Annotated in this window: 13 protein-coding genes; 6 read left to right on the forward strand and 7 right to left on the reverse strand. The window is 65.5% G+C overall.

The annotated features are described in order from the left end of the window. The first annotated feature begins 90 nt into the window (after positions 1-90). Positions 91-1,578, forward strand: coding sequence for a tetratricopeptide repeat protein (locus RXV88_RS22115; protein WP_316295815.1), 1,488 nt, complete (start codon positions 91-93; stop codon positions 1,576-1,578). A 79-nt stretch (positions 1,579-1,657) separates the two neighbouring features. Beyond that, positions 1,658-2,332 (forward strand): DUF1045 domain-containing protein, encoded by a 675-nt coding sequence (locus RXV88_RS22120; RefSeq protein ID WP_316295817.1) that lies wholly within the window; start codon positions 1,658-1,660, stop codon positions 2,330-2,332. A 35-nt stretch (positions 2,333-2,367) separates the two neighbouring features. Here RXV88_RS22120 and arsB read toward each other — a convergent pair whose 3' ends face one another. Then, positions 2,368-3,387, reverse strand: coding sequence for an ACR3 family arsenite efflux transporter (arsB, locus tag RXV88_RS22125; RefSeq protein ID WP_316295818.1), 1,020 nt, complete (start codon positions 3,385-3,387; stop codon positions 2,368-2,370). 181 nt (positions 3,388-3,568) lie between these two features. On the opposite strand from arsB, the gene RXV88_RS22130 reads away from it, so the two are divergent. Continuing rightward, positions 3,569-4,477 (forward strand): PhzF family phenazine biosynthesis protein, encoded by a 909-nt coding sequence (locus tag RXV88_RS22130; RefSeq protein WP_316295819.1) that lies wholly within the window; start codon positions 3,569-3,571, stop codon positions 4,475-4,477. Between the two features lie 60 nt (positions 4,478-4,537). On the opposite strand, the gene RXV88_RS22135 is transcribed toward RXV88_RS22130, so the two are convergent. Beyond that, the gene (locus RXV88_RS22135; RefSeq protein WP_316295820.1) at positions 4,538-5,014 is read right to left on the reverse strand and encodes a DUF1203 domain-containing protein; all 477 of its coding nucleotides are present in this window, start codon (positions 5,012-5,014) and stop codon (positions 4,538-4,540) included. Between the two features lie 75 nt (positions 5,015-5,089). After that, the gene (locus tag RXV88_RS22140) at positions 5,090-5,722 is read right to left on the reverse strand and encodes a LysE family translocator (RefSeq protein WP_316295821.1); all 633 of its coding nucleotides are present in this window, start codon (positions 5,720-5,722) and stop codon (positions 5,090-5,092) included. Positions 5,723-5,819: 97 nt separating this feature from the next. Between RXV88_RS22140 and RXV88_RS22145 the strand changes: the two genes are divergently transcribed. Continuing rightward, a complete protein-coding gene (locus RXV88_RS22145) occupies positions 5,820-6,689 on the forward strand; it encodes a LysR family transcriptional regulator (protein WP_316295823.1) in 870 nt (289 codons plus the stop codon). Between the two features lie 37 nt (positions 6,690-6,726). Here the strand turns inward: RXV88_RS22145 and RXV88_RS22150 are convergent, their stop codons facing one another. Further along, the gene (locus RXV88_RS22150; RefSeq protein WP_316295824.1) at positions 6,727-7,425 is read right to left on the reverse strand and encodes a helix-turn-helix transcriptional regulator; all 699 of its coding nucleotides are present in this window, start codon (positions 7,423-7,425) and stop codon (positions 6,727-6,729) included. Between the two features lie 145 nt (positions 7,426-7,570). On the opposite strand from RXV88_RS22150, the gene RXV88_RS22155 reads away from it, so the two are divergent. Then, complete coding sequence (locus tag RXV88_RS22155; RefSeq protein ID WP_316295825.1) at positions 7,571-7,927, forward strand: VOC family protein; 357 nt, start codon at positions 7,571-7,573, stop codon at positions 7,925-7,927. 204 nt (positions 7,928-8,131) lie between these two features. Here the strand turns inward: RXV88_RS22155 and RXV88_RS22160 are convergent, their stop codons facing one another. Then, a complete protein-coding gene (locus tag RXV88_RS22160) occupies positions 8,132-8,857 on the reverse strand; it encodes a 4'-phosphopantetheinyl transferase (RefSeq protein ID WP_316295827.1) in 726 nt (241 codons plus the stop codon). A 155-nt stretch (positions 8,858-9,012) separates the two neighbouring features. Between RXV88_RS22160 and RXV88_RS22165 the strand changes: the two genes are divergently transcribed. Continuing rightward, the gene (locus tag RXV88_RS22165) at positions 9,013-9,327 is read left to right on the forward strand and encodes a hypothetical protein (RefSeq protein WP_316295828.1); all 315 of its coding nucleotides are present in this window, start codon (positions 9,013-9,015) and stop codon (positions 9,325-9,327) included. A 91-nt stretch (positions 9,328-9,418) separates the two neighbouring features. On the opposite strand, the gene RXV88_RS22170 is transcribed toward RXV88_RS22165, so the two are convergent. Both RXV88_RS22170 and RXV88_RS22175 read right to left on the reverse strand, forming a co-directional pair. Further along, positions 9,419-10,498 carry a site-specific integrase gene (locus tag RXV88_RS22170; RefSeq protein ID WP_316295830.1) on the reverse strand — a complete coding sequence of 360 codons (1,080 nt, stop codon included), beginning with the start codon at positions 10,496-10,498 and terminating at the stop codon, positions 9,419-9,421. Then, on the reverse strand, positions 10,495-11,400 hold a 906-nt coding region (locus RXV88_RS22175; protein ID WP_316295832.1), incomplete at its 5' end, for a tyrosine-type recombinase/integrase. The genes RXV88_RS22175 and RXV88_RS22170, both read right to left, overlap by 4 nt.

Here is an 11,400-nt window from a genome sequence, read left to right on the forward strand (position 1 = left end):
AACGGGTCAGGTTTGCTCATGTTGTAACGCTACGAGGCCGCCCTGCCCGTCTCAACCGAAAACCTTCTGACAACACCGCCCGCGCCGTCGGTGCAGCTGGTCGCGGCGGGGGATGAAGCGGGCGAGGTGGCGCGCGGGCCCGAGCCGGTGACGTTGCCGGGCGCGGTGACGTTGGAGCTGGCTTATGACCGCAGCGTTCCGCTGGCGGGCGCGCTGGCCGGGGCGCTGGGGGCCGAAGGGCTGGCCTTTGACGTGACCGATGCGCCGGGGCAGGGGCAGCTGGTCGGGCTCGATTACCGCCCGGTGCTGAGCGAGCGGCGGTCGGACCTGCGGTCGCTGGCTTTGGCGGATCGGTTCGTGATCGAAGTGGCGCAGCCCGGCGGCCCGGTGCCGGTCGAGGTGACGCTGGACATGGCGGTGCAGGGCTGCGACCTGGCGGCGGGTGATGCGCTGGATCCGGGCGGGGTGGGGTTCTACCGTCTGCCCAACGAGATCGAGATCGCCCCCGCGCTGGCGGAATGCCAAGCGGCGGTCGAGGCGGCGCCCGACGTGCCGCGCTTTCGCTACCAGCTGGGCCGGGCGCAGCAGGCGGCGGGGCTTTTCGAGGCGGCCTATCAAAGCTTTGAGGCGGCGGCGGAGGCGGGGCATGTGCGGGCGATGAACGCCGCGGCGCTGATGCTGACCACCGACAAGATCGACCGCGACGTGGTCGATGTGCCCGAGGATGCCGCACGGGCCGAGGCGCTGCTGGATCGGGCGATCGCGGCGGGCGATCCCTTTGCCATGCATTCGCGCGGCCTGCGGCTCTTGCGCGATGGCGCGGACGCGGCGGCGAAAGAGCAGGGGTTCGAGCTGCTCGACCGCGCGGCAGAGTTGGGCCACACCTATTCGATGAACGAGCTGGGGGTCTATTTCCTGACCCGCGACACCGACCATTACATCCCCGAACGCGGGATGCGCTATCTGCAGGCCTCGGCGGCGCGCAACGACATCTACGGCTTTCACAATCTCGGGTTCGTAGCGCTTTACGGCCTGCGCGACGGGACGCCGGACCCCGGCGAGGCGTACCGCCAGTTCGAGCGCGCGGCGCTTGGCGGACATCCTGCGTCGCCCGCGACGCTGGGCCGGATGATCGTGCGCGGCGAGGCGCCGGGCAAGACCAAGGCTGACGCGCTGCAATGGTACGATCTGGGTCTTGCGCGCGGCGACGGTTGGGGCGGGGTGAACGGCGCGTTCCTGATCCTCAACGGCGAGGTCAGCGGCCCGACCCGGCCCGAGGCGCTGGTGCGCGCCGCCAAGGCGCTGCATCTGTCCAATGGAAAGGCCGTCGAGGCGGCACAGGAGATGCTGAGCGGCCAGCCGGGTGGCGATGTCGCGCGGGCGGTGCAGCTTTTGCTGCGCGACCTTGGCGCGGATGTGGCGGTGGACGGGGTCATCGGCCCGCAGACCCGCGCCGCCCTGGCCGCGCTGGCGGCAGAGCATGGGCTGCCCGCCCCGGCGAACAATGCCATGGCGCAGCTGCGGATGGCGGCCAAGGTCTATTGGGCGCAGCGCCCGACCCGGCCCGATCTCTTCTGACCTTCGGCGTCAACGGCATTGGCAAGTCCGGCGGGGCCTGACATGAGAGGTGTCAGGTCTCGGCAAAACCGGAAATGCGATGTCAGCCCACAGCCGCTATGCGATCTACTACATGCCCCGTCCCGGCGCGCTGGCGGCGTTCGGGGCGGCGTGGCTGGGCTGGGATGCCGAGGCCGCGCGGGAGGTCGCGCAGCCGGAGGTGGAGGACATTGCGGCGCTGACCGAAGCGCCCGGGAAATACGGGTTCCACGCAACGCTGAAGCCGCCGTTCCGGCTGGCCGAGGGTCGCGACGTGGCGCAGCTGGAGGCCGCCGTCGCGGCGCTGGCCGCGCGCACGGCCCCGGGCCGGGCCGACGGGCTGACGCTGACGCGGCTGGGGCGGTTCTTTGCGCTGACGCCTGTGGGGTGCGCAGCGGGTCTCGCCCGTGTCGCCGAGGCCTGCGTGACCGATCTGGACAGCTTTCGCGCGCGGCCCGGGTCGGCTGAGCTGGAGCGCCGCCGCAAACCCGGGCTGACCGAAAGGCAGGAGGCGCTGCTGCGCGCCTGGGGTTATCCCTATGTGCTCGATCAGTTCCGGTTCCACATGACGCTGAGCGGGAAGGTTCCGAAAGCGCGGCTCGAACCGGTGCACGAGCAGATCGCCCGCCACCTGCCGCCCTTGCCGGAACCTTTTGTGCTGGAGGATATCTGTCTGAATGGTGAGCGTGAGGACGGGCGGTTCGAACTGCTGCGGCGCTACGCTCTGTCGGGCTGAGCGGGACTGCGCGCTTTCGCCAGCCCCGGACCGCGTCAGGCAGCGCCGCGGGCAAATCGCCCGCGCGTGCGGTTCGCGAAGGCCACCAGCGACAGCATCACCGGCACCTCGACCAGAACGCCCACGACCGTCGCCAGCGCCGCGCCCGAGTTCAGGCCGAAGAGGCTGATCGCCACCGCCACCGCCAGTTCAAAGAAATTCGACGTGCCGATCATCGCGCAGGGTGCGGCGATGCGGTGCGGCACCCGCAGTGCGAAGGCCGCACCGTAGGCCAGCGCGAAGATGCCGTAGCTCTGGATCAGGATCGGCACCGCGATCAGCGCGATCACCATGGGCCGCGACAGGATCACCTCGCCCTGCAGGCCGAAGAGGATGGCGACCGTGGCCACCAGCCCGATCATCGACAGCGGCTTGATCCGCGCCGAGAACGCGTCGATCGCCGTTTTGCTGCCCAGCATCCGACGCGTGATCAGCCCCGCCGCCAGCGGCAAAGCAACATAGAGCACGGTCGCCAGCACCAGCGTCTCCCACGGGACGGTGATGTCGGTGACCCCCAGCAGGAAGGCCACGATGGGCGCGAAGGCCACCACCATGATCAGGTCGTTTACCGACACCTGCACCAGCGCATAGGTGGCGTCGCCGCGTGTGAGCTGCGACCAGACAAAGACCATGGCCGTGCAGGGCGCGGCCCCCAGCAGGATCAGCCCGGCGGTGTATTGCGCGGCGTCCTCTGGCGAGATCAGCGGCGCGAAGACATGGTCGAAGAAGAGCACCGCCAGCGCGGCCATGGTGAAGGGCTTGATCAGCCAGTTCACCGTCAGCGTCACCAAGAGCCCCCGGGGCTGGCGCGCTACCCCGGACACGGCGGCGAAATCGACGTTGACCATCATCGGATAGACCATCGCCCAGATCAGCACCGCCACGACAAGGTTGATCGACGCGACCTCGGCGCTGGCGATGGCCTGGACAAGCGCGGGGGCGAGCATCCCCAGGGCGATCCCGCCCACCATCGCCAAAGCGACCCAAAGCGTCAGGAAGCGTTCGAATGTGCTCATTGTCGTTCTGCTCCGAGGTGATGGGGGCCGTGTGCCGTGACCTGACAAGACCGCAATGGCGCGGCGGCTGCAAGGCTGTCGTGCGGGGGAGCGTATTCATGCGAAATTTTCATCAATTCATGAACCAAATCCCGCGCCGGGTTTCCTATGTCGGGGGCAACCCAACGAAAGGAGACATGACATGATATCCACCACCAAATCCCGCCAGATCACCGTCCGGATCGTGAACGGCTTCGTCAAGGACGGCGAGGGCGGCAATCCCGCGGGGGTCGTTCTTGACGCCGATGACCTGAGCGCCGACGACATGCAGCAGATCGCCCGCAAGGTCGGAATGTCGGAAACGGCCTTTGTGTCGAGCTCGGACCAGGCCGGGTTCCGTTTCGATTTCTTCACGCCGAACCGGCGCATCGCGCATTGCGGTCACGCCACCATCGCCGCCTTTTCCTACCTTGCGCAAATCGGGCGGGTCGGCGAGGGGGAGACCTCAAAGATGACGGTCGACGGGCCGCGCAAGATCATCATTCGCGGCATGGAATCCTTTATGGAGCAGTTGGCCCCCAAATATGCCGAACCCGAGGGCTGGGCCGCGCTGGGTGTGACGCTTGCGGACGTGCTGGCGTCGGTCGGCCTGTCGGAGGACGACCTGATCGACAGCGTTGCGCCGAAGCTGGTGAACACGGGCAATTCCTTTATCGTCCTGCCGGTGCGCGACGCGGATATCCTGGCCCGCGTGGCCCCCGATCAGGAGGCTATCGAGGCGATCAGCGAAAAGCTGGACCTGATCGGCTATTACCTCTTTGCGACGGGCGGCGAGGGCACCGATGCGACCACGCGGATGTTCGCGCCGCGCTACGCCATTCCCGAAGAGGCCGCGACCGGCATGGCGGCGGGGCCGCTGGCCTGCTTCCTGCATGACGCGATGGGTATCCGCCAATCGCATTTCGACATCGCGCAGGGCGATTTCATGACGCCGCCCTCGCCCAGCCGCATCAGCGTCGACCTTGAACGCGACGCGGATGGCGCGATCCGGGGGTTGCTGGCCGGGGGGCATGGCAAATCCATGCGCGAGCTGACCGTCACGCTGGGCTGAGCTTTACTTGGTCCGGATGGTCCGCCGGGGGCTTGGAAAAAGCGCCCGGCGGGCCTGTTGTTATCCGGCGGACGCGCGCACGACGGAGGCGGCAAAGCACCCCGGCTTGGCGTAATGCAGATGCGCGTAGCTGACGGTTGCATCGCCGAAGGCGTCGGTGATCGCCGTGCCGAGATGCCTGCCGGGCACCACGTCGGCGTCGATCATCATGTGACTTTTGTTGAACAGGCGCAGGGAAATCAGGCGCGATTGAAGCACCTCCGGCACCTCGTTCACGGCCGGATGCGCCTGCGCCGCGTCCTTGCGGACAAAAATCGCATGGCTGGCCTGGAACGGCGTATCGGCCTTTTGGTGCCGATAGTTCAGCAGGATCACGGTCTCGCCGATATCGGCATCCGCAAGGCTGACGCGGCACGGCGTGCCGGGCTTGGACATCACGATCATGCGGCGCGCGTTGCGGGCGGTCAGCTCTTTGTCCGACAGGTCGAACAAGGGGGCGAAGGCCTCGGCGGGCAGGGATTGAATTTGAAAGGCCATGGGTCTGTTCTCTGTGTCGCTTGTCGGATGATGGGGGGCGCGGGCCTGCCGGGCGACCCGTTTCTTGCGGGATGCTCAGGGGCCAATCAGCACCGAGGCCGCGCTGAACGCCACCAGCGCGGCCATCAGCAAGGACATCCAGCGCGCCGAGCTGCCCTGCGTCGTCAACGCGCTGAGGCCGCGCCCGGCCAGCGCCCAGAGGCTGAGGCAGAGCGGCGCGACCAGGACGAAGGTCAGGGCCATAACGGCGGCCCGCATCATCGGGTCCGAGGCGACGCCGGAATAGGCCGCGCTGGCGCCCAGGGCCATCGTCCAGGACTTGGGGTTGACCCATTGGAAGAGGGCCGCCTCGATCATGCTCAGCGGGCGCGATCCGTCTTTCGCCTCGGGGTCGGCCGCGTTTTCGGCGGCGGGGGCAAAGGCCGACCGGCCCAATTGCCAGGCCAGCCAGAAAAGCCATGCGGCCCCGGCGATCCGCACCACGGTCAGGACCTGCGGATAGGCGTCCAGCATGACCCCCAGGCCAAGCACGACCGAACTGATCATGATGGCGAAGCCCCCGGTGATGCCAGCGATATGCGGCACGGTGCGGCGCCAGCCGAAGGCCGCGCTGGAGGCCATCACCATGAAGTTGTTCGGCCCCGGCGTGACGGATGCGATCACGGCGAAGGTGGCGAGCGCGGCCAGCGCGCTGGGGTTCTCGATCATCGGTACGGCCTTTTTCGGTTACGCGATCAGCGGATACGCGCAGAGGAAGCCTGCGAAAATACTGTCAATCGCAGAAAAATTCTGCAAAATCGCAGGAATGACGGTTGATCAGCTTTCCTGGGACGATATCCGGCTTCTTCTGGCGGCGAGCCGGGCGGGCTCTTTGAGCGCATTGGCGCGGGAGCTTGGCGTCGATCCGACCACCGTCGGCCGCCGGACCAAGGCGCTGGAACGCAGCGTGCGCCTGTCGCTTTTCCAAAGGGGCCATGGCGCCCTGGGTCTGACCGATGAAGGGCGGCATCTTTTGCGGCACGCACGGCAGATGGAAGAGGCCGCGCGCGCGTTCCGGATGTCGGCGCGGAATCTGCACGATGCGCCCGAAGGGCTGATCCGGATCAGCGCCCCGCCGACGCTCGCCCGGTTCGTTCTTGCGCCCGGGGTGGCGGCCTTGCACCGGCAGGCCCCGGGGATCACGGTCGAGATCGAAACCGAGCCCGCGAATGTGCGGCTTGAGACGTGGGAGGCCGATATCGCCGTCCGGCTCGGCCCGCCGACCGAGGTCACCGACACCCTCTTGATCCGCAAGGTTGGGCAGGTCGACTATGCCGTGTTCGAACCCGAAGGCGCGCCCGTGCCGCCGGGCTGGGCCGCCTATGCAAAGCGGTTTTCCCACGTGCCCGAGGCCGCCTTTATCGAAGAGGCTCTGGACGGGGCGGAGCCGGTCATGCGCGCCAACGATCCGATGTCGATGGCTCAGGCGGTCGCAGCGGGGGTGGCGCGGACGGTGCTTCCGGTCATGCTCGGGACCGCCGTTCCGGGGCTGCGGCAGGCCGGCAGCCCGGTGCTGCAGCGCGAGGTCTGGCTTTTGCGCAACCCCGACACCGGCGAGGCCTCTGCCGTCAGAACGGCGCATGAATGGATCGTCGCGCTGTTCGAGGGCCCGTACCGCTGGGCCGGGCCGAGCTGAGACACCGGCAGGCGTTGGCTTGGCACACGCGATGCGCTCAGACGGAAAGGTCGTCGTCGGCAAGTGACGGCGCGAAGTCTTCCTTTGGCCGCAGGCGGAACAGCGTTCCGGTCCTCTCGGCAGAGGCCATTCGATCGCACCGAAAGGTCCGCGGGCCATTCCTCAGATGATCGAAGGCGACGACATACCAGACCGGGTATTTCAGCAAGAGGTAGTGCGGTTCGATCTGCCGGTCCGAGGGTTTTCCGTCTTCCCGTCGATACCGTATCCGCAACACTTCTTGGTCCAGAAAAGCCTGGTGCAAGGTCTGTACAACGCGTTTCGGGGGGGCGGCGGCGCTTGTCTGGACAAAGGTCGAAGCGGTGACGCCGATCAGGATGCGGGATTTCAGGCGGTTCACCCGGTCGCGTTTCTGCGGCGAGAAGGACGCCACCAATTGCCGCCGCACGGACCCGAGGCTGGCCAGAAACAGCGGCGAGTTCATCCGCTCGGCGACGGCGATGCTGATCAGCAGATCGACGGCCTCGGCATAAGTCAGGTTCACCCTGCCGACGCCCCAATTCCGGTCGAGCCGTACGCCACCGCCGCGCCCCCGGTCGGCGTCGATCTGCATCCCCTGGTCCCGCATAAGCGACAGATCCCGCGCAATCGTCCGCGTGCTGACACCGTGTTGCCGCGCAAGATCCCCCACCGTGCAATGCGCGTCCTGCTTTAGCTGGACCGCAAGCATCTCCATCCGTCTTAGCCTGTCCTGCGCATTTGCCCGTGCCATGAAAAAATGTGACATTTAATGGCATATTAAACAATATTGGAGGCGGCAGACGAGGCTTGGACGATGAACGTTGCCAAGCGGCACGGCATCGGCCGGAAGGAGAGAAACGATGAGACTGAATTACTGCGTGGTCGGAACGAATGACATGGCCGCCGCGACGGCGTTTTACGATGCGCTTTTCGTGCAATCGGGGCTTCGGTCGATGCCGGCATCGGACCGCATGACATACTGGATCGGCGAGGATTTCGCCTTTGCAACCGCGGTGCCGTTTGACACAAAGCCGGCCACCAGCGGCAACGGCACGATGGTCGGGTTTCATGTGGGCGCCCGCGAAGACGTCGAAAGACTGCACGCCCTGGCGATCACGCTTGGCGGCACCTGCGAAGGCTCACCGGGCCCGCGCGGCCCGAAGTTTTCGGCCTATGTGAGGGATTTGGACGGGAACAAGCTGTGCTTCTCCGACTGAAAAGACCGAGGCACAAAGCGCCCGCTCGGATGGCTCTGCGGGGAAGCGGGCGCGATACGCCAGCGGACATTATTCATCATCATAAGACGGATTATACGCGTTTCTTGCCTGTAGCGGATCCCAACAAGAGACAGAGGGCGCCCCCTGAATTTCGGTGATCACGCATGTGAATAGGGTGGACGACGCGGGCCGGTCGTCGCGGCCTTAGCGATGCACCACCCATGTCAGCACATGCGAGGCGTCGGTTTCGTAACGGATGTCAAAGCTGCGCCCCCGGGGCAGATCGGGGTGCAGGGATTTGGTCAGCGTCAGCGTCAGGCCCCCGCCTTCGGGCAGACCTGTCAGCTGGGCGCTGTCGAAGCCGAAGAACGCGCGGACGGTGGGGTAGAGCGCCTTGTAGAGCGTCTCTTTGGCGGAAAAGCACAGGGTCGCCGCGAGGTCGGGGTCGGGCGTCCGGGCGATCAGATCGCGTTCCGCGCCGTCGAGGGTGGCGCGCAGGATCGCATCGAGCGCGTGGCCCTCCGCCACGGCCTCGACATCGACGCCGGGTGCGCCCTGCCCCTGCGGCATCAGCAGACAGGCGCAGCGCGCGCGGGCGTGGCTTATCGACCCGGCCTGCCCCTCGGGCCAGACCGGCGCGCGGTCCGCGCCGATATGGACCGTACCGTCGACCCCCAGCGCGGTCTGGGCGACGCGGGCCATAGCGCGCCCGGCCAGATACTCGGACCGCCGTTTGGCCACCGCGCGCGACAGGCTGTCGGGGGGCGCGACCCCTAGCCGTTCGAACAAGGTCTCGTCATAGCGCGCGAGGTCATAGCCGGCGGTCACCAGCACGCCCTGCCCTGCGGCCCTGAGCCGCGTGTCGCTCAGAAAGCCCATCGAGAGGTCGGGCAAGGTATCCTGCGTCAGCGCCGTCATCCGGTCTTGCATGGCCGGGCGGGCGCGTCACCGTCAAGCGGAAAAACTGTCGAGCCGGGGCCTTTCCGCCCGCGCGCCAGCGGTCCGGCGATGTGGTACAATGGGTCATTGTTCTATCGAGTCGGTGTTTTTTCGAAAATGGCATTCAGACAAGGGGAAGAATTGAGATGATGATCGCGAGATGGACCTGCGAGGCCAAGTTCGGCCACAAGACCGAGGCCCTGGCCCTGCACAAGGAATGGGAAGAACAGATCGGCGTTCAGACCGATATCGACGTATCCCGCAGCCGGACCCTCACGGGCTCGGTCGGGGTGAAGGAGGCGGTGATCCAGGCCGAAATGGAGATCGCCAACCTGGCCGAACTCGACGCCTTCTTCGACAAGATCGCAACGATTGAGATGCACGCCGAATGGGGCAAGAAATTCGGCGAGGTGATCGTGTCCGGCTCGACCTACTGGGAGGTCTTCAGAATCGTGGAATAAGCCCGCGCCGCGTCTTTAAATGAGCGATGTCCGAGCGCAACGCTCATTCATTTACCCGGCACCCTGATGGGCTCTAGGTAACTCATGTGGTTTAGTTTTCGTCTTTGGCGTGTGGAGCCCCCTTCCTAGCCTTCGGTCCATCCCTAATGCTCTGAAGTGCCGCGGCTACGTTCTGCGATGCCTTCAGTTGATTGGCCTTGATGTAGAAATTCTCCGTGGTGGCCGGCGAGCAGTGCCCAAGAAGCGGCCTTGCATTGAGCGCGTCCTCTGGCGATGTCTCCGCGAGGAATGTCGCAGCGATTGTTCGGAAGGCATGGGGCGGCACGGTCTCGCCGAACAGACGGCCTGACTGGCGACAAACACGATCGTATATCGAATGATGCGCCATTGGTTTGCCTTTGCCGGCAGGCCAGAGCCGTTCGATATCGCTGGCGTTTGGGAATGCTGGGCGGACATGATGGATGTAACGCACGATGTGCTGACCCAAGTCCTCGTGAAGCACCAGGTGAAGGGGCTGATGGGTCTTCGTCTCGGAGCCCGTGAAGCGCAGATGCCATTCGTGGCCGCAGAGCTTTAGATGCTGCCCGATCCGGATCATTGCCAGGTTTCTCAGCCGGATGGGCGAACAGATGAGCAGGGCGACTAACAGGGTATCCCGGTAGCCAATTCGATGCTTGGCAACACCGAAGTCCCGATCCGCCAGTCGATCGAGCTCGCGCAGGCAACGATCGAACATTTCAGCAGCCGAGAGAGCTGGCAGAGTGAGCGTGCGGCGGGGCTTGGCCCAGTGTTTGAGGCGGTTCGACACGTCCATCAACCACCGCCAATCCCGATCGGGTGACATAGCTTTTGCCACCACTTTGAGGTCGCGCAGATAGCTCTCCACCGTCTTCGGCGCAACGCACCCCATCAACTTACGGGCATAGGCGGTGACTGAGACACTTGTGATACGGTCGACCGGTGCCGCGTGACCCAGGAGCATTTTACGCGCATCGAGCCACCCCAGCCAGCCCGCGTAATGCTTTTGGAGCGTACGGCGCGTCGCCTCCGACCAATGGGCCCCTGCCCCGCGCCCATCGAGGATGTCGCCGTCGCGCAGCAATTCGCTCCAGGCCGCGCGATCCATCTCAGGCCAGGCCTCAAACGGCAGATTGGGCCAGCTGCGATTCATTTCTCACTCTCGGGCGGATCATCCCGCAACTTGGCAAGCAATGCGTTGATACGGCGGCTGGCTGCAGGACCCTCCGTGCCGAGATAGGCCTGAAATGTGGTATTGATTGAGCTGTGACCAAGTCGGCGGCTGAGATCGAGCGCCAGCTCAGGATGCCGCTCAATCACGATCTTGGCGATGACGTGACGAAAGAGATGCGGCGACATGCGAATGCCCGCGTGCTTCAAGAGCGTCCGGCTCAAAGCGTCCCGCATCGCGGAGTACGATCGCGGACCGCCCTTCTCGCCCGGGAAGAGGTATGGTCCATCTGAGCCGGGCAAGAGCGGGCGGTGATGCGCCAGAAAGTGTTCGAACAGCGCGACTGTCTCTGCGGGCAACTCCAGGTCCAGTGCCCTGTGACTCTTGGTGTCATCGTCAGACAAGTGCACGAAGACCCGCTTTCCGCAGCGCCGGAGCTGGGTTTCCAGGTTGAGTTCGCGCAGGTTCTTGACCCGCATCCCAGTAAAGATCGCCAGCGAGATCGACAAGGCCCGCTCCACACCTTTCGCGCGCCGGAGATTGCTGCGCTGCTTGAGCGCCCGATCGAGTTCCTCTTCCGGAAACCGCAACAGGCGCTGCACCACGTCCTCGTCGTCGAATTGCTCAAGGCGCGTCCGATTGCGCTCTCCCATCCCTCCCGGGGATTTCGGTTTGAGGCGCTGGACGATCGCCTTGAAAGGAGCCAGCTGCGCCTCATCGTAGCCAAGCTGATGCCGGCCGACAGCGATCATCTGGGTGGCCATCTTGTGGGCATAGCCTTCGGTCTTGACCCGCTCGCCTTTGAGAAAGGGACGCAGGGCCGCCTTGAAGTGATCCTCCACGAAGAACACTTCGAAGCCGGTGATCTGGTCGATGGACACGGT

Source organism: Aestuariicoccus sp. MJ-SS9 (assembly GCF_032586235.1).
In the GTDB taxonomy this organism is placed as follows: Bacteria; Pseudomonadota; Alphaproteobacteria; order Rhodobacterales; family Rhodobacteraceae; genus Aestuariicoccus.